The 21,691-nt window shown below is 59.2% G+C and carries 17 protein-coding genes and 1 tRNA gene; 5 read left to right on the top strand and 13 right to left on the bottom strand.

Annotated elements, in window-relative coordinates; all coding sequences use genetic code 11:
- Positions 1-3: 3 nt before the first annotated feature.
- Complete coding sequence (locus tag BUC36_RS12530) at positions 4-2,076, bottom strand: pectate lyase family protein (RefSeq protein WP_073275676.1); 2,073 nt, start codon at positions 2,074-2,076, stop codon at positions 4-6.
- Positions 2,077-2,516: 440 nt separating this feature from the next.
- On the opposite strand from BUC36_RS12530, the gene BUC36_RS12525 reads away from it, so the two are divergent.
- Both BUC36_RS12525 and BUC36_RS12520 read left to right on the top strand, forming a co-directional pair.
- Positions 2,517-2,738: a DUF2061 domain-containing protein gene (locus tag BUC36_RS12525; RefSeq protein ID WP_073275674.1), complete on the top strand. Its 222-nt coding sequence runs from the start codon at positions 2,517-2,519 to the stop codon at positions 2,736-2,738.
- Positions 2,739-2,836: 98 nt separating this feature from the next.
- Positions 2,837-4,225 carry a M28 family peptidase gene (locus BUC36_RS12520; protein WP_073275672.1) on the top strand — a complete coding sequence of 463 codons (1,389 nt, stop codon included), beginning with the start codon at positions 2,837-2,839 and terminating at the stop codon, positions 4,223-4,225.
- 275 nt (positions 4,226-4,500) lie between these two features.
- Here the strand turns inward: BUC36_RS12520 and gntH are convergent, their stop codons facing one another.
- From gntH to BUC36_RS12505, 3 genes are all read right to left on the bottom strand, one after another.
- Complete coding sequence (gene gntH, locus BUC36_RS12515) at positions 4,501-6,045, bottom strand: guanitoxin biosynthesis MBL fold metallo-hydrolase GntH (protein WP_084535987.1); 1,545 nt, start codon at positions 6,043-6,045, stop codon at positions 4,501-4,503.
- 290 nt (positions 6,046-6,335) lie between these two features.
- On the bottom strand, positions 6,336-6,737 hold the full coding sequence (locus BUC36_RS12510) for a RidA family protein (protein WP_073275670.1): 402 nt from the start codon (positions 6,735-6,737) through the stop codon (positions 6,336-6,338).
- Between the two features lie 97 nt (positions 6,738-6,834).
- Positions 6,835-7,728, bottom strand: a complete 894-nt coding sequence (locus BUC36_RS12505; RefSeq protein ID WP_073275668.1) for a LysR family transcriptional regulator — start codon at positions 7,726-7,728, stop codon at positions 6,835-6,837.
- Between the two features lie 231 nt (positions 7,729-7,959).
- On the opposite strand from BUC36_RS12505, the gene BUC36_RS12500 reads away from it, so the two are divergent.
- Genes BUC36_RS12500 through BUC36_RS12490 form a run of 3 tightly spaced genes read left to right on the top strand, consistent with a single transcriptional unit; the run spans position 7,960 to position 12,093 of the window.
- Positions 7,960-8,646, top strand: coding sequence for an ABC transporter ATP-binding protein (locus tag BUC36_RS12500; RefSeq protein ID WP_073275666.1), 687 nt, complete (start codon positions 7,960-7,962; stop codon positions 8,644-8,646).
- Complete coding sequence (locus tag BUC36_RS12495; RefSeq protein ID WP_073275664.1) at positions 8,622-11,021, top strand: FtsX-like permease family protein; 2,400 nt, start codon at positions 8,622-8,624, stop codon at positions 11,019-11,021. The genes BUC36_RS12500 and BUC36_RS12495 overlap by 25 nt, the downstream gene beginning before the upstream one ends.
- Positions 11,014-12,093, top strand: a complete 1,080-nt coding sequence (locus BUC36_RS12490) for a lipocalin-like domain-containing protein (RefSeq protein ID WP_073275662.1) — start codon at positions 11,014-11,016, stop codon at positions 12,091-12,093. Before BUC36_RS12495 ends, BUC36_RS12490 begins: the two co-directional genes overlap by 8 nt.
- A gap of 170 nt (positions 12,094-12,263) precedes the next feature.
- Here the strand turns inward: BUC36_RS12490 and BUC36_RS18820 are convergent, their stop codons facing one another.
- The 9 genes from BUC36_RS18820 to dnaG form a co-directional block, all read right to left on the bottom strand.
- On the bottom strand, positions 12,264-12,575 hold the full coding sequence (locus BUC36_RS18820) for a hypothetical protein (RefSeq protein WP_143186981.1): 312 nt from the start codon (positions 12,573-12,575) through the stop codon (positions 12,264-12,266).
- 54 nt (positions 12,576-12,629) lie between these two features.
- Positions 12,630-12,956: a hypothetical protein gene (locus BUC36_RS18815; RefSeq protein WP_143186980.1), complete on the bottom strand. Its 327-nt coding sequence runs from the start codon at positions 12,954-12,956 to the stop codon at positions 12,630-12,632.
- A gap of 93 nt (positions 12,957-13,049) precedes the next feature.
- On the bottom strand, positions 13,050-13,727 hold the full coding sequence (locus BUC36_RS12485; protein WP_084535985.1) for a DUF2306 domain-containing protein: 678 nt from the start codon (positions 13,725-13,727) through the stop codon (positions 13,050-13,052).
- A 150-nt stretch (positions 13,728-13,877) separates the two neighbouring features.
- Entirely contained in the window at positions 13,878-14,207 is a 330-nt protein-coding gene (locus BUC36_RS12480) for a hypothetical protein (protein WP_143186979.1), read from the bottom strand.
- Positions 14,208-15,133: 926 nt separating this feature from the next.
- Positions 15,134-15,210: transfer RNA gene (locus BUC36_RS12475), tRNA-Ile, on the bottom strand.
- Positions 15,211-15,294: 84 nt separating this feature from the next.
- Positions 15,295-16,977: an autotransporter family protein gene (locus BUC36_RS12470; RefSeq protein ID WP_073275656.1), complete on the bottom strand. Its 1,683-nt coding sequence runs from the start codon at positions 16,975-16,977 to the stop codon at positions 15,295-15,297.
- Positions 16,978-17,111: 134 nt separating this feature from the next.
- Positions 17,112-17,504, bottom strand: a complete 393-nt coding sequence (locus BUC36_RS12465; RefSeq protein WP_084536054.1) for a diacylglycerol kinase — start codon at positions 17,502-17,504, stop codon at positions 17,112-17,114.
- A gap of 117 nt (positions 17,505-17,621) precedes the next feature.
- Positions 17,622-19,499: an RNA polymerase sigma factor RpoD gene (gene rpoD, locus BUC36_RS12460; RefSeq protein WP_073275652.1), complete on the bottom strand. Its 1,878-nt coding sequence runs from the start codon at positions 19,497-19,499 to the stop codon at positions 17,622-17,624.
- Between the two features lie 191 nt (positions 19,500-19,690).
- Positions 19,691-21,670 carry a DNA primase gene (gene dnaG, locus BUC36_RS12455; RefSeq protein ID WP_073275650.1) on the bottom strand — a complete coding sequence of 660 codons (1,980 nt, stop codon included), beginning with the start codon at positions 21,668-21,670 and terminating at the stop codon, positions 19,691-19,693.
- Between the last annotated feature and the right edge of the window lie 21 nt (positions 21,671-21,691).

Here is a 21,691-nt window from a genome sequence, read left to right as displayed (position 1 = left end):
TACTTAGTTGCAGCTGCCCGCCGCCGGGTCTATGCCGGTAACCGACAGCATGTCGATATTGGCTAGCCCGGAACTGCCGCTGGCCTGCAGCCGCAGCAGGTTGGTGCCGCTGCTGAGGCCGACATCCACCGTGCCGCTGTCGGTGTAGCTGGTCCAGGCACCGGTACCGGCCATGGTGATACCGGCCACCTGGCCGCCGTTCACCAGTACGTTCGCCGGCCGGTCGCCGCTGCCATTGGCAAAGCGCCACTGCAGGGTATAGACGCCGGCGGCGGGTGCGGATACAGACCACTCGATGCCGGCACCGCTGGCGTTGTCGGTATTGGCGTAGCCGCTGCCGGTGTAGCCGGCGTGCTCGCTTTCCACCGCACCGTCCACGGAACAGAAGCCGCTGGCGTTTTCCTGCAGGGTAATGGTGCCGGTGCTGCCGCCACCACTGGAGCCTCCGGAAGAGGTGCCGCCAGAGCTGGAACCACCGGATGAGGAGCCATCGCCGGTCGCGTTGTACACCTCGAACTCGGCGATCTGTGGCGCGCTGCTGGCGCTGTCGATCATCAGATTGAGCTTGTCCATGGTGACATCGCCGAGATAGACCTGCAGCGCTGCGCCGATACCGCTACCGGATGCCAGCTCCTGGCCATTGTCGTGGTTGACCAGCCGCCAGTTCTGCACGGCGCCGCCGATTTCGCGGATGATCACGGTGTTGAAGGCGCCACCAAAATCTTTGACCGAGATGCGCTCGCCGCTGGACGAACCCGGCTGCCAGTAGCTCTGCAGATCGCCGTCGATCACATTGCCATAGCTGCTGCCGCCACCCTTGCTGCTGCCGTCGGCGCCGCCGCTGAGTGCCAGGTTCGGGCCCAGTTCGCCGGGCTCACCGCCGGAAGAACCACCGGAAGAGGAACCGCCGGAACTGCTGGAGCCTCCGGAAGAGGTGCCGCCGCTAGAGGAAGAACTGGAACTGCTCGACGAGCTGCCGCCGGAAGAGGAGCCGCCCTCGGACTGGCAGTTGCCGTCAGATACCAACAGGCCGGTGTTGGCGCCCGCCGTGGCCAGCACTATCTGCGGCACGCAGCCGGCGTCGTCCAGCGTGTACGCATAGGGAATACTGATGGACGTCGTCGACACCGGGTTCGGGCCGGCCGGATGGTTGTCGTCGTCGTCTGCGGTCCAGGTGATATTGGACCAGACGTTGCCGCTGACCTGCCAGTAACCCATGTCGTTGGTGTAGAAGGTGCCCAACGGGTCCTTGGAATCCTCGAAGTAGTTGTTGTCTGCCCGCATCTCCCCGCCGATACGCGGGTTCATGCCGGACTTGGTGATGCCGCGATAGTGGTTGTTGAACGCGTGTGCGGTCGCATGGCGCAGCAACGGTGTGCGGGAGTCGATGTTCTCGTAGAGGTTGTGGTGAAAGGTCACCGGCCCGTTGGTGTCATCGCTGTCGCTGGAGCCCACGAGGCCACCGCGGCCAGAGTTGCGCAGAATACTGTAGGAGAGGGTCACGTACTTGGTGGTGGCCTTCATGTCGAACAGAGCGTCGTAGCCCTCGCTCTCGCCGCCGGAGGCTTCCAGCGTCAGGTGGTCGGCCCACACGTTGTAGACATTGCTCTCCATGCCAATGGCATCACCGCCGTTGGAGATCGGCGAACCGGACTTCTTCACGTTGCGCACATGCAGGTTCTGCAGAATGATGTTGGACGCGCTGCGCAGGTGAATGCCCAGCTCATCGAACAGCGCGCCATTACCGACACCGATGATCGAAACATTGCTGACTTCTTTGATCTCAATCTTGTCGTCGGCGGTGTTGCAGCTGTCACCGGACACCTTGCTGGTGTTGCCGTGATTAATCGTACCCTCGACGTGAATGATGATGGGGGTGTCGCTGGCGGCGCGGTTGCACAGCGCCGCATGAATCTCTGTGCCACTCGTCGCGTAGACGACCTGGCCACCCGCGCCGCCGGTGGTGCCGCCGTTCAACGTGGCAAAGCCAACTGGCTGGGCCGACACCCAGGCCGGCAGTAACAGGCTGCCGAGCAGTGTCCCGAGCACCGCTGGCGTTTTCAGTTTGGTTTTCATGTGTCTATCCGAATTTATTATTGGAAGTTGGATGGAATCGACAATCAGTCACTGCGGCTGGGACTGCGGGGAAAGAACAGCCGACCAATCATCATCGCTGTACTGCGATCCCCTACTGACAGGCAGCGCTATCGCGGGCCTTTGGGGTGAGGCTTTTGGTTGGCCAATATTTAATTTGGCAAGGCCAAAAGTGATGAAGAGGTTAGTCAGGTTGTATTTTTGTGTAAAGCCTCTCTCTGACAGTTTTGTCTTTTGGCGCCTGGTGTGCTCTTTAATTGTGCGCAGCTGCACAGGTTTGCCGCCGGCAAAGCGGGTCCGCGCCCGAACGAAACGATTTCCGATAAGTTCAGGCTATTAACTCGAGTTGCATAAGTAATTTTCACAAATGAGAATGGCTCGCAATAATGGACGCGTAACCAACAACCGGGTGGGGCAGCGCCATGCTAAAGACCGTCAGTTTCGCCATCGTCCATATGGCAGTCGCTTTCAGTGTCGGCTTTCTGATGACCGGGGACCTCCTGGTCGGCAGCGCGCTGGCACTGGTGGAGCCGCTGTGCAATACGGTGGCCTACTACTTCCACGAGAAGGTGTGGAAGCGCGTGGAGTCGCGCCGGCGCGCGGAGCGGAATAGCAATCGCTATGCAGAGCTGCTGCACGCCTGATCACGGGGCGACTTAGCCCGCAGTGGGCGGGATCCAAACGCTATTCTGCGTTAGCATGGGCGCCATAAAAGCCATAACACGTCCGTCGGAGGCCCATCTTGCGTCGCTTTGCCCTCGTTCCCACAATTTTGCTCTCACTCACCGCGGCCGCGCCGGCCCTGTCGATGCCGCATACCGATGCGGCACTGCTGGAACAGATCCGCCAGGACGTCTCCGCGGAGCGTATCGAGCAGGATATCCGCACGCTGGTCGGCTTCGGCACTCGCCACACCCTGTCGGAAACCGAGTCCGATACGCGCGGTATCGGTGCCGCGCGGCGCTGGGTTTACGAGGAGTTCAAACGCATCAGCGACGCCTGCGATGGCTGCCTGGAGGTGTATTACCAGTCCGGTTTCGTCGAGGGGGAGAAGCGCATTCCCGAGCGTACCGAGGTGGTGAACGTGATTGCCGTGCAGCGCGGTGCCGTGGACCCCGGCCGCTACGTGATCATGTCCGGTGACATCGACTCGCGGGTGTCCGACGTCATGGATTACACCTCGGACTCCCCCGGCGCGAACGACAATGCCTCCGGCCTCGCCGGCGCCCTCGAGGCGGCGCGGGTGCTGAGCAAGCACAAGTTCGCCGGTTCGGTCGTCTACGCCGGCTTGTCCGGGGAAGAACAGGGCCTGTTCGGTGGCAAGATCATGGCCGCCGCGGCGCAGAAGGACGGCTGGCGTATCACCGGTGTGCTGAACAACGACATGATCGGCAATATCGAGGGGATCAACGGAGTCATCAACAACACCACCGCGCGGGTCTTTATGGAAGGCACCCGCATGAACGAGAGTGCCGACGAGGCGCGCATGCGCCGCTTTACCGGCGGTGAAGTCGACTCTCCGTCCCGCAACCTCGGCCGCTATGTACACAAGATCGCCGACAACCATATTCCCAACCTGGACGTGATGATGATCTACCGCCTGGACCGCTTTGGTCGCGGCGGGCACCACCGCCCGTTCAACGACCTGGGCTATCCCGGCGTGCGCATCATGGAAACCAACGAGAATTACAACCGCCAGCATCAGGACCTGCGCACCGAGAATGGCATCCGCTACGGTGATGTGATTGAGGGGGTAAACCTCGACTACGCTGCCAAGCTGACCTCGCTTAACGCGCTGACCATGGCCGCCCTGTCGAAGGCGCCGGCACCGCCCACCAAGGTCAGCATCGAGGGCGCCGTATCACCCAACACCACGCTGAAATGGCAGGCCGCCGACAAGCGCGAGAAAAACCTGCTGGCCGGTTACAAGATCTACTGGCGCCTGACCGATGAATCCACCTGGACCCACAGCCGCTACGTCGGTAACGTCGACGAGTACACGCTGGAAAATATCGTGATCGATAATTATTTCTTTGGCGTGGCCTCCGTGAGCAAAGACGGCTTCGAGAGTCCGGTGGTATTCCCGGGGCCGGCGGGATCATTTTATCCCGGAGAATCCGCCGCAAAATAACCTGCGGGTTCTGCGCCTCATTGGGGGGAAAGGGCCACATAAATTTATGTGGCCCTTTTTTTCCGATCTTCCGCGACATAGATATCAGTGATCGCCCTGCAACTCTGCCCCAGGAGCCGGGCGGTGCGACCTATATCGCCGACGATCGCGATGCCGTATATGGAAGATCATCGACGAAGGGGGACTGACCTTAGCGGCAACGCGAACCTGCCTGCAAGGGCAATGCTAACGGGCAGGCGGCTGTGATGTGGCCGATTGGGCGACTCGTTGCCTGGTTACTCCTCCAAACCATGAGCCTCGCGCAATCTGGCCTTGTCCCGCGCAGCTTCGCCCATCCCTTCTTTCATAGATTCCGGGATCTTTTCTGTCGGTACCACCAGGTCTCCGTCAATCGGCCACTCGGTCAACAATTCCGGATGATAGCCTTTCGGATAATACAGTTGCGGATCCACCTCGAGATTACGGATCTCTTGTTGCTGAATATCTTTACGGGAGTGGCGAGGGTGGGGCACCACGAAATCCTTGCCGTCTGACATATCGAATTGCGGTGCGCGATTATTCGGATAATCGGGCAGAATGCCCTCCCGCACCCACGCCTTATCAGGGGTGATATTTACAACGATGCCGTCCGGAGCGCCGAAATGGTAGGGGCCTTTCCAGTGCTCGCGCACCTGTGCCACGGTCTCTTCGTTCAGGTACGGATCGAAGGGCATATGCGTGGTCATGAACAGTCGCGGCTGTATCTTGTTAGCGAGCCAACCCGCGGCGTAACCGGGAGTGTGATGTGTGTCTACCGTATAGCGACCGAGGAACGGCGGCACGCCCTGGACGATTGAACTCAGGCCGAGTAGTTCGGTCTGGATTTCGGTGACATAGAGGTCGCAGCCCTTCGCATATTTCAGGTCGAGCATGGATGGCCGGCCGTCCCCAGTCCAGACAAAACAGAGATTTTCGCCGTCCGGTGTCTTCCAGTCGAGGCGGTAGCCCGAGGCGCCGTCTTTGGCGTGGCTGCGACGCCAGTGACGTACCGTAGCGCCGTCTTTGTCGTAAATAACGCCGCCATCATCCTTATAGTCGAATTCCACCACGCGGATCTGGTTGCCCGATGGAAAGACATCGAACGCGTCGGTATGCCAGTTGAGCATTTTCAACATGCCGTCGACCATCCATTTGGTGCCGTACTCCTCACTGGCTCCGGATGGCCCGTAAACGGTCAGTGGTTCGTGCCAGCGGCCGGACCAGCCACCGAATTCGTACAGGTAGGGCAGGGAGCCGAAATGGTCGACGTGAAGATGTGTGATAAATACTTTGGTGAGTTCGTTGAGGGCAAGCCCCGCCGCCGAATAATTCGCGATGGATCCCTCACCAATGTCGAATATGAAATTATCACCGTTTCCCAGCTCGACAAAAATACTCGTGTTCATCTGTCCCGGCCGAATGACCGGTGATGTGCCCATGAAGGTCACACGCATTTCGTTGGGCTGCAATGGTTCCGTGCGCGGATACCAGTTGGCGGCAGATGCCATGTGCGCCATCGGCTCGATACCTTCGAACATCAGGCCTTCCTTCCACAGCTTTTTGTCTCCGGTTGGGTTGTTCACGCCGGCAGTCAGTACTTTCATGATGTCTTCGGGACTAGAGTAGAGCTTCCCTTTCTTCTGCTTGAGTTTTTCGATGTCGACTGTATTGAAGTCAAATTGCTGGTAACCCTTGCGAGAGTGCGTGTGCTGTAACCCGGACAGGTCGTTCGGGTTGTCATTCAGGTAGGCACTGATTTCAGCTTCAGTAGGGGCTGCGAGAAGCAGGTTGGTGCCGATCATTAGGATTCCGCAAAGTACTATTGATGCCGACTTATTCATCTTTCCTCCGTGAACATTGAGAACGACGGATCAAAACTCAAAGTATGGTTGAGCCGGACGGACAATCATCGGTATCGACGCGCATTCCACCATTACCCTTTTGGTGTCGCTGGAGGCATCGAAGCTGACCTGGTGTGTCAGTGCTTCAGGGGGGGTGAACTGGAGAAGAGTGCCCCAGCATAGCGCCACGGCCGCATGGCCGGGGTGTAGACTCCCTCTACCGCGATCAGATTCGTAGCCACCAACTGTCTCTATTTTGACACTTTAGCTACCGCTTCGATTTCAATCAGAGTATCCGGGGTAGCCAATGATGCGACCCCGATTCCGGTCAGTGCGGGCCGGGATGTACCCAGGTATCCGGCGATAATGGGGACTATTTTTTCCATATGATCTGCCACCTCTCCCCTGACATAAACGCGCAGTTGCAAGATGTTTTCTGCGGATGAATTTGCGGCTTCCAATACAGACAGCAGATTTTTTGCCGCACCTTCTGTCTGCGCTTCTATATTGCTGTTTTTAACCTCATAGTTTGTATCCCAATCCACCTGCCCGGATACAAATACCAGCCCAACTTCTGTATCAACTTTGGCATGAGACATGCCGGAAGACGTGCCGTCATAGAGATCTGCAGGATTGACGTTCTGAATGCTCATGGAAACCTCATAGTCTGGTGCGATAAGTGCCGGATCAGAGTAGAGGCTAGGAGTCGGGGTAGCCATACAGAAGAGCTTGTGACCGATACAAGCAACGCTATATTGACGCGGAAAACCGTTTATCGACCAGATCGAGCAGCCATGTCATAAAAGCATCGCTCTTGGCGCCGGGGTGATACGCCGCTACGACCTCATAGCCCGGCGGATATTTTTCAAGAGGGATTTCCATCAGGCCCTCACATGGGAGGAGCCGTGAAGGGATAAAACCGACCAGATTCGTTTGCTTCAAGTACTCCTGGGCCATGAAGAACGACGGGACGGAGACGACCACATTCCTGCGCAGGCCCTGCCGTGTGAACCAGGCATCGGCCGATCCCTTAAAACTGCCGGTTCCGGGCGATGTCACGACAAAATCATGTTCTACAAGCTGCTCCAGCGCCAAGAAGCCATCGAAAGTAATATTTTTATTTGCCGATACACAGAGGTATTTTTCGGTAAACAACGGCTCGGAGATCAGGCCGTCGGGAACATAACCTTCGGAAGTAAATGCCAGGTCAATTTCGCCCTGGCGCATTTTCTTCGTCAAATTGACGCTCTCGATATTGGTGACGATGACTTTCACCCCTGGCGCTGATTCTCGCAGCACCTGGATCAAATCCCCTACGATGACCTTCTGCGTATAGTCGGTGGCCGAAATCACCAGCGTTCTTTCTATCTGGTTTGGCGCGATGGAATCAGGTAGCGGGATTTCGTTGAGATGAATGAGTACCTTGTGAATATAAGGTTCAATCCGATTTGCATAGGGTGTGGGTTTTACTCCGTGCCCAGTGCGGACAAAAAGCTGGTCGCACAGAATCTCTCTGAGTTTTCTTAGCTGAAGACTGATCGCCTGCTGTGAGAGGTCAAGGTACTCTGCTGCCGATGATAGGTTTTCAAACCTATACAGGGCATCGAGTGTTCGCAGGTGGTGTATTTCGAGTTTTTCTATCATGTTGGACTGGCCTGACGACAATGCAGTTGTGTGCGGCGAATCGAACCTGCAAAGGCTCTGACAATTGTAGTGACAAGGCAGCGCAAGCTTACTCCGACAATCATCTGTCCGCCTGTCGTTTGTGGCATATTCGGGAACTGAAATCGCTGTCCAACCCGGCTCTATACTGTGACAGCCAGAAGCCGGCAGCCCATCGCTGCCAGCCGGGGACCAAACCCAGTCGATGATGCCATGAATGAAGTCCTGATACAGGCGCGCAATCTCTGCATGTCCTACCGCACCGGCCGCGAGCGGATCGAGGTGCTGCGGGGATTATCGCTGGAGCTACGGCGCGGTGAGGCGGTGGCGATTGTCGGGCCCTCAGGCTCCGGCAAGAGTACGCTGCTGAACCTGCTCAATGGTCTGCAGCGTCCCGACAGCGGTCAGCTCCGCGTGTTCGGCCGCGAGCAGGCTGACCTCGGCGAGGACGGCTGGGCCGAGTTGCGCCGCACCCGCATCGCGACCCTGTTTCAGGACGGCAACCTGATCCCGACGCTGACGGTGGCCCGCAATATTGCCTTTCGCGCCGGGCTGGCCGGCCTGGGCCAGCACGGCGGCCAGGCGTTGCTCGAGCGCCTGGATATTGCCGCCACCGCGCAACGCTATCCCGATCAGCTTTCCGGCGGTCAGCGCCAGCGCGCGGCCCTGGCCTGTGCCTTCGCCATGCAGCCGCAAGTGATACTGGCCGATGAACCCACCGGCAGCCTCGATCAGGCGACGGCTCAGCGCGTGGCTCCATTGTTTTTCGATGCCATCCGCGAGCGGGCAGTCGCTGCCCTGATCGTCACCCACAACGCGGAGCTCGCCCGGCGCTGCGACCGGGTGCTGGAACTGCGGCAGGGAGCCCTGAGCCCATGGGACTCGGCACTGTCTTCCTGAGCCATTACCGCCGCCATCCCGGCCAGCTGGCCGGCTTGCTGCTGATCCTGATCTGCGCCGCCATGCTCTGGAGTGGCGTCCGCTCACTGACCGGACGCGCCGAAGAAGCCGTCACGCAATCCAAAGCCGCACTGGAACCGCGCCTGAGTGTGCTGCGCGCGGATGGTCGCGCGGTGGATGTGGAGGATTTCGCGCGGTTGCGCCGGGCGGCTCTCTGCGCCTCACCGCGTTTGCACGTGACCTTGCCGGCGGAAGAGGCACCGGAAATCCTCGGAATCGATCCGTTCACTGCGGGTTGCCTGCGCCAGTACAGTGTCGGCGCGCCGGTTACCGATACGCTGGTAGCCGGGCTGGATCGGCGAGTGCTGCTCGGCAGTGCCGGGGACCTGGCGCGCTGGCGGCAGCTGGCCCCGCCGGGCACCGGTGATTACCGGCTCGACGAAACCGAGGGATTGCCGGCGGGCGTATTGCTGACCGATATTGCCGTGGCCGCCGAGCTCGCGTCGGCCGGGCGCGCGACGCTGGAGATTCTGCTGCCGGCGGCGGAACTCGACAGGCTGCAGCTGCCCGCCGGCTACCGCGCCCAGATCGAAGACTATGGTGTGGAACCGGATCCCCTGGTCGAGGCCTTTCTGCTGAATCTCAATGCGTTGGGCGCCCTCGCGCTGTTGGTGGCGGCGCTGCTGGTGCGCAGTGTCTATCGTTTCGCGCTGGAGCAGCGGCGCCGCAGTCTCGAGATCCTGGGGCGGTTCGGCGTGCCGACTTCGCAACTGCGGCTGGCACTGGTGGCGGAGGTGTTGTTGCTGGCCCTGATCGGCGCCAGCTTCGGCGTCTGGCTCGGCGCACGGCTGGCGGCGGCAATGGCCGAAGGGTTTAAAGGAACCCTCAGTGGCTTGTTCAGTGTCGATACCCTGGCGCAGAGCCCGCCGGCGGTCGAAACCTGGCTCGGCATGGTGTTGATTCTAGCGGTGGTCGTCGGCTGGGCCTGCGTCGATCTGCTGATGTTGCGCCGCCGCGGTCAACCGGGCGCCACGCCGAGCGAAAAACAGGTTGCGCTGATTCCTCTGCCCCCGATGCAGCTGCCCAGATTCCTGGTGCCAGCGGTCCTGTTGCCAGCGACCCTATTGATAGTATCGCTGGCCGTTCTGCTGGCGACGGAACAACTCTCACTGATATTCCTCGCCACCACCGGCTGCCTGATTGGCGCCGGCCTGCTGCTGCCGCGGCTGCTGAACTGGTTGCTGGCGCGGGCGGAGCGTCGCTGTCGGCAAGCGCTGCTGGAATGGTCCTGCGCCGAAATGCGCGCACTGTGCCGGCTGCTGCAGTTGCCATTGGTGGCGCTGGCCTTCGCGATCGCGGCGGCCATCGGGGTGCAGACGATGGTAGCCGGGTTCGAGGCAACCTTTGCGCGCTGGCTCGACCAGCGCCTGCAGGGCGATCTCTACCTGGACCCCGGTCGCCCGGTGGCTGCAACCGATTGGGATGGGCGGCTGCGGGCCCTCCCCGGGGTGAAGACCGTACTGCCGATGGTGCGCGGACGCGGTCTGGTCGACGGGCTGCCGGTGGATGTACTGGGGGTGCATCCGAACTCGCCGCTGGTGCAGGACTGGCCCTTCCTGGCCGCGGTTGCCGATCCCTGGCGCGCACTGGAAGAGCGGGGCATTCTGATCAATGAACAGCTGGCCCGACGGCAATCGCTGGCACTGGGCGACGAGATCCATTTCCGCCTCGGTGCCGAGGCGCAATCGCGCCAAGTGATCGGCATTTACGCCGACTACGGCAGGCCCGAAGGCGAATTAATGCTGTCGCTGGCGATATTGCCGGATGCGCTCCCGCGCCGCTACACGACGTTTGTGCTCGGCGTAAACGACCCCGGCGGCATCCACTGGCAGGACTGGCCCGGGCGATACCCGTGGCTGGCCGGTGGACGCCTGCGGGATCAGGCCGGGCTGAAGCGCGCCGCCAACGCCGCCTTTGCGCGCACTTTTCAGATGACGCGCCTGCTGAACGGCCTGACGCTCTCACTCGCCGGCGCGGCGCTGGCGCTGATGGGGTTGGTGATTTTCCGGCTGCGCCAGCGCAGCTATACCCTGCTGCATGTTTACGGTGTACCGCGGCGGCGCCTGCGCCGACGCCTGATTGTCCACAGTATGCTGATTACCGGCTTGCTCGGGTTGCTGGCGACGCCGCTGGGGATTTTCCTCAGCTGGGTGTTGGTGGCCAAGGTCAATCCCGCGGCTTTCGGTTGGGCCCTGCCGTTAAAACTCTACCCCGGCTTCTGGCTCCAGGTCTGGCTGGTCTGCCTGCTGATCGGCGCTTCGGTCGGCGCGCTGATGCGCGATCCGGTGCGGCTGGAGACGCTGAAGAATGAATAGGGCGGGCCGGATACTGCTGCTGTTATTGATGCTGAGCGGCTGCGGAAAAGCCGTCGAGCGCGATGCGTCGATCAGCGCGCTGCGGGACTCGCCAGAGGGTTTTACCCAGGCGGCGCCGGGCATGACCGTCAGCCTGCCGGAGGATATGGGTGCGCACCATGATTATCGCCTCGAGTGGTGGTACCTGACCGCCAACCTGCACAGTGCCGACGGCGAGCGCTTCGGTGTGCAGTGGACGCTATTCCGTTTCGGCCTGCGGCCCGGGCCCTACCGGGACAAGGAACCGGGCTGGCGTCGTGACGAAATCTGGTTTGCCCACGCCGCCTTGAGCTGTCCCGGCGATCACCGCTTTGCAGATCGCAGCGCGCGCGGAGGCACTGGCCAGGCGGGGGTAACGGCGCAGCCGTTCCGGGCCTGGATCGATCACTGGCAGCTTGAAAACCTTGATGAGATCGGCGAAGCAGGTCGCTGGTCACTGGCGGTGGACAGCGAAGACTTCGCCTACCGGCTGCAACTGCAGCCGCGTCTGCCCGCGGTGCCGCACGGCAGCCGCGGCTTCAGCGCCAAATCCGCCGCTGGCGGCGGCTCGATGTATTTCAGCTACCCGCTACTGGCCATCGACGGCGAAGTGATGATCGACGGGCTGCATTTCGAGGTGTCAGGGCAGGGCTGGTTCGACCGCGAATGGAGCAGTCAGTACCTGCAGCCGGATCAAGAAGGCTGGGACTGGCTGGCGCTGCACCTGGACGACGGCCGCCACCTGATGCTGTTCCGCATCCGCGGCACCGAACCCTATTTCACCGGCACCCTCGTCGCGGCCGATGGCAGCGCGCAGACCCTCAGTGCAAATGACTTCAGCCTGCAGCCGCGCGAATACCGCGACAGCCGCTTTGGCAAAGTGCCGGTGGTTTGGCAGCTGCAATTGCCGGCGGCGGGGCTGGATCTTGAGATCCGTTCCTGGCCCGGCGATTACTGGAACCCGGGCCGATTGCGCTATTGGGAGGGGCCGGTCAGTGTCAGTGGCAGTCATGCTGGGGAAGGCTATCTGGAGATGACGGGGTATGGGCACTGAAGCTAATTACATTCGTCAGAACTAAAAGCAGCCCTAACACTATCGGAAATAGTTGACCACTACATAAGACATGGAAGTTAAGTTGGGCACGTAATCAGAAACATAACGTCCATAGCATTGGGCGTCCGGTGGAGGTGCCTCCAGGGGGCGGAGCTACCTGCGTGCGTTCATTAGGATTCGGGCGCTCTACCGACATTCTTATTGCGCTTAGATTTACGCTTAAAATAAGCCGCTACTGTTGTTGCAATCGCAAACAGGCACGCGATTGAGCCAATGAGGCAAGGAAAGAACAAAAGAGGAATCTTAGCGACGTATCCCATGTAAGCAAATACGCCTAACAAGAACCCGACAAAAATCTCTGCAATCAATGACTCCCAATCAACTGCAGCATTGACATCAACAGTTTTTGCTCCGTAGTGCCTTAAACCGAGACTTTTTATCTTTCTAGCCATAGAAAACCAGAACGCCGACAGCAGGTGCACAAGGTGAACTGTCCCGCGGAGGGCCGGCGGCCCGTAGCATGCAGCCTGGCCTTGTCAACTCCCTTTGAGGCATTGGAACACACCTGATACTGAAGCAGGGAATTTAGCAGCCTCGTACTTACCAATTGCCGGATTGAGTGACAGTGCATCACCATTCGACGCATTTCGCTCAGAGTATCGAATAATCTTAAACTCTTTGGAGTCGCATTTCTCGCCAGCTTTTTGAAGCCAAATCGATCTGACATCTGAAAAGCTTTCCCCATCAGGAACTGAAAGAGAGAGATCTTCCATTTTTCCCGCTGTCTTTTTCTCCATTGGAACAACAGCGTATGCATGCCCAACGAAGAAGCTGAGGATGAATGAAACTATATACTTATTCATTATTCGATCATTATGTAGTTAATGCCGCAATCAGCCGTAATAAAATGCGTCGATTAAATTTTGTAAAAACGTGGGCATGCGAACATACAAAAATTAAGCATAGCTTTTTATGTCGGCCTGCATTGTTTTGTTACGCACGAAAATGCTACGCAGCTGGTATCTCCAGATAAACCAAACTTCAGGAACCAGGATTGTAATCACTAGCATTCCCCATTCACGCGTAATAAACAGAAAATCGCCTGGATCTTCAGCGGTTGCACTATCAATTATCCCCAAGAACTCCAAAAGTGGCCAAACTGTTCTCACAGATACAAATGCAAAAGTCAAAGCATAACTTCTGACCATAAACTGAAAGTGAAGTAAGAAACGTTTCTTTACCGCCAGAAGAAATGCTACCAGTGTATTAAGAAGCCATAGAAAGCCGAAAATAAAGGTTGGTAATGCAAATTGAACTCCCCCAAAATCAAGCAACAAATAAAAGGAGATAGGGGCTGCCAAAAATATTGAATAAACGTATACCTTTCCAGCACTTCTATGCCAAATCGGATACCTTTTTCTAAGTCTGCTGCTAAATTGGAGCGGACCAATAAATAGTGCAAGAAAACCACCGAGCACATGTAGAAATACTATTATCACATCTAACTCAAACGTAGCGTAACGTTCACCAGTGAACGTAAGGACTGGCACCGCATCTCTAACCACGAAATAGCAAGACACCGCCGCGATAAAAACAAACGTTGTATACCTCATCAGGTTTACTATGTTGTTCATATTCCTTCCTAGTGCCAAACGCCGCCAGCAGTGGCGACTTACTTTATGCGCATTTTGCGTGAAAATGGGAGCATAGCGACCGCGCAAAACGTGCACAACGTAAGGCGTCCCGCGGAGGCCCGAAGGGCCGTAGCATCCTGCTTGCGTTTGTTAAGGTGCAATGCACTGCTTGGCCTCAATCAACTCGCCCTCATTACTGACAAGTAAACACATATCGCCATCTACAAGTACCGAACCATCATTATAAACGGGCGTAATCATTACATGAGTACGTGTACTTTCCTCTGTAACACGATACTCGTACTCCCGAATTTCATTCTGGCCAGAATAAATTTTGCTCGCCCATTTTTTTGCCGTCAACAAAACTTTCTCTTCGACGAGGCGATCTTGTTCCTTACTTTTATTACTCCAGATAGGGGTGTCAAAAGACTCGGTATTCACGCTGATCAGCACAATAAAAGTCAAAATTAACTTCTTCATGTACCGTACCTTAACGCCAAGCTTTGGGGCCGAAGGGAAGCGAAGCGTACCGAAGGTCCCACAACAGAGCTTTATCATACGATCTGTATTCGCCGCTCTACTAAACATTCGAGCTGCTTGATTTCGATTTGCCATCAATGAGAGAGCCAACAGAAGCTCCTACTATTAAGCCAAATGCTGTTCCGAACAGAAGTGACAACCCCATTTCAAACCAAAACATCCCGGCAAATAGGCCAATTACAGACCCAATGATAACGCCCCACGTTATATATTTGCTTTGCCGTGGTTCTTCAGAAGCTAATTGATCATTTTTAATTCATTTCCTTGCCTCATGTTTTTATATGCGTGCTGCATCGCAAGATACGCATAACAATTTTATTCAAAAGCCTAGGGTTTTATATCACCGAGGCCTCATGTCTCGGAAATGATTCTACGGCTGCGTTAAAAAGGCCAGAAAATCAAATAGTTAAAGACGCCCAAATACATTGCCCTGGAATTATATGGCCCCCTGGCGAATTACGCGCCATGTGGGATGGCTTTTGTTTTCGAGGTCGCTTGTAGAGAAGTCAATAAGTTACGCTATTTCTGCAGGTGTTATAAAGCCCGTGGCTTCTAAATTCGGTTTAGTTTTGTGTCGGTGGGTGGGCATGCCGTGATTGCGGTACTTTTCCAGTGCTCTCGATCTGTGTGAAAACTGATCGCGAAGATGTCGGGCTCCGTCGCGTGTGGAGCAAGTGTTGGTGCGGTTGCCCAGAAAAATTGGCGTAGGGAAAAAGTAGATCTGTCTCGGTGCTGTTAGTGGTGGCGTGTAAAAGTAAGCCGGGAATTTTGCAAAATTTGCCTGTATACGCATTGAATTCGTAAGGCTACGGAATTGCGCCGGACTTCGATAATTCAGTGGGGATAAACAAAATGGGGAGAGGAAATGGTGGGCCCTCCGGGACTTGAACCCAGGACCTGCCGATTATGAGTCGGATGCTCTAACCAACTGAGCTAAGGGCCCCCACAGCCGCTTGCGTCGAGGTCGCAGGCGGTTGGGCAAAGTACTCGATTTTCCCTTGTAAATCAACGCTTTTTCCCGCGCGGGTTACCAGGCGAAGGCGAAGCCGAGGTTGGCGCTGGCTGCCTCCCAGTCCAGGTCGTCGATCGAGCGCAGGTAGCTGAGATTGAAGTAGAGGCCGCCGCTCTCCCGCTGCAGCAGCACTATGCCGCCGCCGATTTCCGCCCAGGCGGCACCGCGGTCGTTTTCCAGGTAGAGGCGGTTGTCGAACTGCAGTTCGTCGTGGCCGTCGAGGGTGTACCAGAGGTTGCCGAAGGCGTAGTACTGGTTGCGGCCATCGGGGTTGTAGGCGCGCAGGCCGGCGCGGAAAGTGAGTTCCGGCGTCATGTCCGGCTCGACGCGCGCGATACCGTCCTCATAGGCGTCGAAGTTGGTGTAGTTGGCCACCAGCTGCAGCTTCGGTTCCAGGTTGATGCGCTGGTTCAGTGCCCGGGTCCAGCCACCCTCCAGCGAGACGCTGAGCTGAGGGGCGAAAACGCTGTCGTCGACGCCGCGTTCGGAGCGGCTCTCCAGTTCCAGGTAGGCGACTTTGACGAACAGGTTCAGGTAATTCTGGTTGATACGGTAGTCGGTGAAGTAGCCGCCGAAGTAGTAAGTCTCCAGTTCGTTGCGGCCCGCGTCGAAGTCCCTGAAGCCGCGAGCGAAGCCGCTGACATCGCCGTTGGCGCGGCTGCTGCCAATAAATACACCCAGCTCCTGGGTGCCGCGGCAACTGGGGGCAGAATAGATATTGCCGCCCAGCTGCAGGCCGCCCAGATTGCCGTCGAAACGGCTGTACACGTCACCGTCCCAGTCGATATCGGCGCTTTGGTAATAGAGCCGCATCCAGGCATTGTTCTCCGCGTTGCTCCAGTAGCGCTGTTCCCCGCGCCGCTTGTGATAGCTGCCCACTTCCGCGAGCGACACGTAGTGGGCGAGGGATTTCGCCTGGGCATAGAGTGGAATTTCCGGCCGGTACAGTGGTATCGGTCTGGCACCTGCTGGCGGTGCGGCCGCGATCACCGGTTCTGCCCCCAGCGGCAGCGGCGGATCGGTTGAAATCCCCGGGCTGGACACGGATACCGGCTGCGTGCTCGGTGGAGCGCTGCCCGGCAGCAGCGTCGAGCGCAGGTACCAGTTGTCTGCCTCTGCCGGCTCGTCGGCGCCGCGGAACAGGAAATATTCATAGGGGCCCGCGGACAGCGAGCCGGTCATATAGAAGGCTCCCGGAGAGGTGGTGGCGTTGTTCAGCGTTTCCACTACCAGGATGCCGTTGTTCGTCGCGGCGCCTATACCGCCTAGTACGTTGAATGCAATCTGGGTGCTGCCGCTCGAGTGGCCGCCGTTGATCTGTAACCGCTCGGCGGGACTGTTGTCGTCGCCGAGGATCACGTCGAGTAGCAGGATGCCGCTGCCGGTATCATCGCCAGTGGCACGCAGTGGGTCTTCCGGCGCGTCGCGCAGGTCGGTATGGCCGTTGTTTGCCAGCAGCAAGGGCTGGCCGGTGGCGGCGAATACCAGCGATCGCATTTCCGGTGGGCGCAGGCCGCTGCCAGCGTCTAGCGTCAGCCGGGTCGCCAGTGTGTTGGCGTCGTCGCAGGTTACATTGCTGCCACTGGCGGAGGCTTTGTCGGTACAGGCGGCGAGCAGGGGCTGCGAGCTGGCCATAGCGGCGGCCAACAACAGGCCGGCACAGTGACGCAGAACATCCTTCGCGCGCGAATAGGGCATAAACCTTCCCTGGTTTATTAGTGGGACTCTTTATAGTGGGGAAAGTCTAGACGAGCCCGACGGACATGCTAGGCAGGGGCAAGGGGGAGTTTGAGGGCGATAGCCCTCCCGCACTGCGGCGGGAGGGAAACCACTCAGCCGAGCCAGCGCGGCAGCAATATGCAGCCCCAGGTAAACAGCCACAAAAGCAGGGAGATGGACACTGCGGCGGAGCCGGTGTCTTTGGCAATCTTCGACAGTGGGTGCCGTTCCGGGCCAATGCGGTCGATGGCCGCTTCCACGGCGCTGTTGAGCAGTTCGACCACCATCACCAGCAGCGTCGAGCCGACCAGGATGGCGCGCTCGATGCCACTTTCACCGAGCCACAGGGCCAGCGGAATCAGGAATATGGCGAGGGTGACTTCCTGACGAAAGGCGGCCTCGTTGCGCCAGGTGGCGAGCAGGCCGTGCCACGAATAAAAGGTGGCGTCGATCAGGCGGGAGATACCGGTCTTGCCGGGTTTGTTGATGAACTCTTCTTGTTGCATGGTGTTTTTCTTGCGGCGCATTGTCGGTGCCGGAATTTCGCGATTGCAGGAAGATGCCGGCTGTCATTTAAGTGTCACATAAAAAAGCCCGGCATTGCCGGGCTTTTAGTGTAGCGCTTAGCCTTCGTCGAGGAAGCTCCGCAGATGCTCGGAGCGAGATGGGTGGCGCAGCTTACGCAGTGCCTTGGCCTCGATCTGGCGGATACGCTCACGGGTAACGTCGAACTGTTTGCCCACTTCTTCCAGGGTGTGGTCAGTGTTCATATCGATACCGAAGCGCATGCGCAGGACTTTCGCTTCGCGGGCCGTCAGGCCGGACAGCACTGAGCGGGTGGCGTCGTGCAGGCCGGTCTGGGTGGCGGTATCCACCGGTGAGGCCTGGTTCTGGTCCTCGATAAAGTCGCCCAGATGCGAATCTTCATCGTCGCCGATCGGAGTCTCCATGGAGATGGGCTCCTTGGCGATCTTGAGTACCTTGCGCACCTTGTCTTCCGGCATGTCCATGCGCTCGCCAAGCTCTTCCGGAGTCGGCTCGCGGCCCATCTCCTGCAGCATCTGGCGGCTGATGCGATTGAGCTTGTTGATGGTCTCAATCATGTGCACCGGAATACGGATGGTGCGCGCCTGGTCGGCGATGGAGCGGGTGATCGCCTGGCGAATCCACCAGGTGGCGTAAGTCGAGAACTTGTAGCCGCGACGGTATTCGAACTTGTCCACCGCTTTCATCAGGCCGATGTTGCCCTCCTGGATCAGGTCCAGGAACTGCAGGCCGCGGTTGGTGTATTTCTTGGCGATGGAGATCACCAGGCGCAGGTTGGCCTCGACCATCTCTTTCTTGGCGCGGCGGGAGCGTGCCTCACCGATGGACATGCGGCGGTTGATCTCCTTGATCTGGCCGATTTCCAGGCCGGCGCGCTCCTGGCACTGGGCCAGCTTGCGCTGTGCGCGGATGATGTCGTCGGCGACCTGGCGCAGGGCATCGGAATAGTCGCGCTTCTTCTTGATGATGCCGGGGATCCAGTCGTCGTTGACTTCGTTGCCCGGGAATTCCTTGATGAAGGTCTTGCGCGGCATCTTCGCTTTCTTGATGCACAGGTTCATGATGCCGCGCTCTTGCTCGCGCACGCTATCGAGGATGCTGCGCACCTCGTTGTACAGCGGATCGAACTGGCGCGGGGCCAGCTTGAAGTAGCGGAAGATCTCGCCCACGGCTTCCATGGCCTCGCCGGCCTGTTTGGAATCGCGGCCGTGCTTCTTGATCGCGGCATCGGCTTTCTTCTGCGCGGCGATCAGCAGCTTCATGCGCTCGGCGAGTTCTTCCGGATCGATACCGCCGACGTTTTCCTCTTCTTCAGTCGAAGAGGAATCGTCGTCATCGTCATCGCCATCGCTGTCGTCGTCGCTGTCGCTGGTGTCGGCGCTGGAGGTGTCGGCGGCCTGGCCGGCTTGGGCGCCGGGGGGGACATCCTCCGCCGGGTCGAGCCAGCCGGCAATCACGTCGGGAATGCGGCGCTCTTCTTTCTCGATCAGCTCGTACTCGTTGATCACCTGCTGCACGGCACCAGGCCAGTAGGCAAGAGCGGCCATCAGCTCGCGCAGGCCTTCCTCGATACGCTTGGCAATGGCGATTTCGCCCTCGCGCGTGAGCAGCTCGACGGTGCCCATTTCGCGCATATACATGCGTACCGGATCGGTGGTGCGGCCTACGTCGGATTCCACCGCGGCAAGGGCGGCGGCGGCTTCGGCGGCGGCGATCTCGTCAGCGGAGCTGTCGCCTTCGGCCATCAACAACTCTTCGGCATCGGGTGCTGATTCAAACACCTTGATGCCCATGTCGTTGATCATGCCGATGATGTCTTCCACCTGATCGGGATCGGAAATGTCCTCCGGCAGGTGGTCATTGACTTCCGCATAGGTCAGATAGCCCTGCTCTTTACCGCGGGCGATCAGTTCCTTGATGCGGGAAGTTGTTTGCTGTTGGGTTTTGTCGGTCATGCACAACCCTGAAATTGTGAGAAAAATACGGGACAAAGACGCGGGATTATAGCGTATTTGCGATAGCAATAACCACTCTGACTGTCAAGGGACGTCTTGGTGCGAGGTTTAATGTGCTTGGGCTTCCCGATCCCGTCCGGGGTGAGTGAATATGGTGCTGGGCCCAGTGTTTTCAAGGCCTGCACCGGTGATTAATCCTGTTTCTGTCGCCAGTTGGCCAGCAGGGCCAGTTGCTCCTCCGGGCTGAGCTGGCCGCTGGACTTCAGCTGCGCCAGCAAATCGCGGTTGCGCTGCTTCTGTGCGGCGCGCTCCAGCCGCTGCAGGCAGTCGGCAAATTCGGCCTGCGGGTCGTATTCCAGCTTGCTGTCGCCCTGCGCCAACTGACGCACGCCGCTGACCAGCTGTGAGGCAGCCAGTTGCGCCAGTACGTCGCAGGATTCGGCGCCGTGGTGCGCGCGCCAGTAGCCCAGCAGTTGGTTCAGATTGTAGTCCGGCCGGCTCTTGAGCAGGTCCACCAGCTGCGCGAACAACTGCAGGTCCGGGTGGCCGCTGGCGCGAAACTGTGCGCTGTCCTCGATCTGCTGGGCCAGCTGCGGGTGGTGCAGCAGCAGCGCGATCAGCATGCGCTCCGCCGGCAGCCGGTACTGGCCGCTGCGGCGCGGTTCTGCCTGTGCCTGGTGTGCAGGCGCCCCGGCGGGATACTCGTCCGCCGGCGGCGGCATCTCGTCCATTTCCGGTGGCGGGGCGTAGGGCTCCGGTGCCTGCGCTTGCGGCTGCGACTGTGGTTTGGGCGGCGGAGGGACTGGCTGCTGCGCCTGTGCCTTGGCTGCGCGGGCTTTTTCCGCGCTGATCACTTCCTGCAGCGTGTCTTTGTCGAGGCCGGTGCGCGCGGCCAGCTGCTGGAACATCAGCTGGCGGTAGACGCCGGCCGGCAGCAGGTCGAGCAGCGGTGCGGCCAGTTTTGACAGGCGCGCGCGGCCGTCCATCGTCTGCAGGTTGATGCCCTCGCCGAGCAGGTCGAACAGGAAGTCCTCCAGCGGGCGACCCTGCTCGTCGATCATCTGCTGGAAGCGCTCACCGCCGACCTGACGCACCAGGGTGTCCGGATCCTCACCCTCGGGCAGCAGCAGGAAGCGCAGGCTGCGGCCGTCCTGCATATGCGGCAGCGCCGCTTCCAGCGCCCGTTTTGCCGCGGTGCGGCCGGCCTGGTCGCCGTCGAAGCAGAACACCAGTTCGGGTGTGTGGCGGAAAGCTAGCTGTATATGTTCCTCGCCGCAGGCGGTGCCGAGTGTGGCGACGGCGCAGCGGATGCCGAATTGCGCCAGCGCCACCACGTCCATATAGCCTTCGACGACAATCAGGCGGTCCAGCGTGCGGTTGGCCTGGCGCGCCTCCCACAGGCCGTAGAGTTCGCGGCTCTTGTGGAAGATCGGGGTTTCCGGCGAGTTCAGGTACTTGGGCTTGTCGTCGCCCAGAACCCGGCCGCCAAACGCGATGACCCGGCCGCGCTGGTCGCGGATCGGGAACATGATGCGATTGCGGAAGCGGTCGTAGTGGTGGCGTGAGCCGGGTTTGGTATTGCCGTCGCTATCCTGGCGGCGGATCGCGAGGCCGGCCTGCTCCAGCAGGTCCGCGTTCTGCGCCGTGTCGCCGAGTTCATTCAGCAGGTTGTCCCAGCCCGGCGGGGCCAGGCCGATACCGAAATCCCGCGCAATCTCACCGGACAGGCCGCGGCCGCGCAGGTAGGCGATGGCGCGGCCGGCGGCCGGGTGGGCGCGCAGCTGGTTGCGGTAGAAGTCGGCCGCTTTCTCGGTGAGCTGGTAGAGCGATTGGCTTTCGCGCTGGCGCCTCTCCTGGCCCGGCGCCAGCTGCTCGCGCGGCACTTCCAGGCCCATGCTCGTGGCCAGCTTTTCCACCGCCTCGGGGAAGGGCAGGCGGTCGTATTCCATCAGGAAGCCGACCGCATTGCCGCTGGCGCCGCAGCCGAAGCAGTAGTAGAACTGCTTGTCCGGGCTTACCGTGAAAGACGGGGTTTTTTCATCGTGAAACGGGCAGCAGGCCGAGTAGTTCTTGCCCGTCTTGCGCAGTTTGACCCGGCTGTCCACCAGCTCGACGATGTCCGCGCGCGCGAGCAGGTCGTCGATAAAGTGCTGGGGGATCTTGCCGGCCATAGAATCTCGCTGCTGTGTCGG

Origin of the sequence: Microbulbifer donghaiensis, assembly GCF_900129095.1 — a bacterium.
Taxonomy (GTDB): domain Bacteria; phylum Pseudomonadota; class Gammaproteobacteria; order Pseudomonadales; family Cellvibrionaceae; genus Microbulbifer; species Microbulbifer donghaiensis.
The sequence above is the reverse complement of the archived record's forward strand: the minus strand, read 5'-3'. Positions and strand labels throughout refer to the sequence as shown.

What these genes read in the sequence shown, in the direction of transcription:
- BUC36_RS12495 (WP_073275664.1), top strand. Translation starts at nt 8,622, where the DNA reads ATGGGACTCGGCACTGTCTTCCTGAGCCATTACCGCCGCCATCCCGGC.
- BUC36_RS12525 (WP_073275674.1), top strand. Translation starts at nt 2,517, where the DNA reads ATGCTAAAGACCGTCAGTTTCGCCATCGTCCATATGGCAGTCGCTTTC.
- BUC36_RS18815 (WP_143186980.1), bottom strand. Translation starts at nt 12,956, where the DNA reads ATGAATAAGTATATAGTTTCATTCATCCTCAGCTTCTTCGTTGGGCAT.
- dnaG (WP_073275650.1), bottom strand. Translation starts at nt 21,670, where the DNA reads ATGGCCGGCAAGATCCCCCAGCACTTTATCGACGACCTGCTCGCGCGC.
- BUC36_RS12485 (WP_084535985.1), bottom strand. Translation starts at nt 13,727, where the DNA reads ATGAACAACATAGTAAACCTGATGAGGTATACAACGTTTGTTTTTATC.
- BUC36_RS12480 (WP_143186979.1), bottom strand. Translation starts at nt 14,207, where the DNA reads ATGAAGAAGTTAATTTTGACTTTTATTGTGCTGATCAGCGTGAATACC.
- BUC36_RS12500 (WP_073275666.1), top strand. Translation starts at nt 7,960, where the DNA reads ATGAATGAAGTCCTGATACAGGCGCGCAATCTCTGCATGTCCTACCGC.
- BUC36_RS12505 (WP_073275668.1), bottom strand. Translation starts at nt 7,728, where the DNA reads ATGATAGAAAAACTCGAAATACACCACCTGCGAACACTCGATGCCCTG.
- BUC36_RS12490 (WP_073275662.1), top strand. Translation starts at nt 11,014, where the DNA reads ATGAATAGGGCGGGCCGGATACTGCTGCTGTTATTGATGCTGAGCGGC.
- rpoD (WP_073275652.1), bottom strand. Translation starts at nt 19,499, where the DNA reads ATGACCGACAAAACCCAACAGCAAACAACTTCCCGCATCAAGGAACTG.
- BUC36_RS12470 (WP_073275656.1), bottom strand. Translation starts at nt 16,977, where the DNA reads ATGCCCTATTCGCGCGCGAAGGATGTTCTGCGTCACTGTGCCGGCCTG.
- BUC36_RS12510 (WP_073275670.1), bottom strand. Translation starts at nt 6,737, where the DNA reads ATGAGCATTCAGAACGTCAATCCTGCAGATCTCTATGACGGCACGTCT.
- BUC36_RS12465 (WP_084536054.1), bottom strand. Translation starts at nt 17,504, where the DNA reads ATGCAACAAGAAGAGTTCATCAACAAACCCGGCAAGACCGGTATCTCC.
- gntH (WP_084535987.1), bottom strand. Translation starts at nt 6,045, where the DNA reads ATGATCGGCACCAACCTGCTTCTCGCAGCCCCTACTGAAGCTGAAATC.
- BUC36_RS12530 (WP_073275676.1), bottom strand. Translation starts at nt 2,076, where the DNA reads ATGAAAACCAAACTGAAAACGCCAGCGGTGCTCGGGACACTGCTCGGC.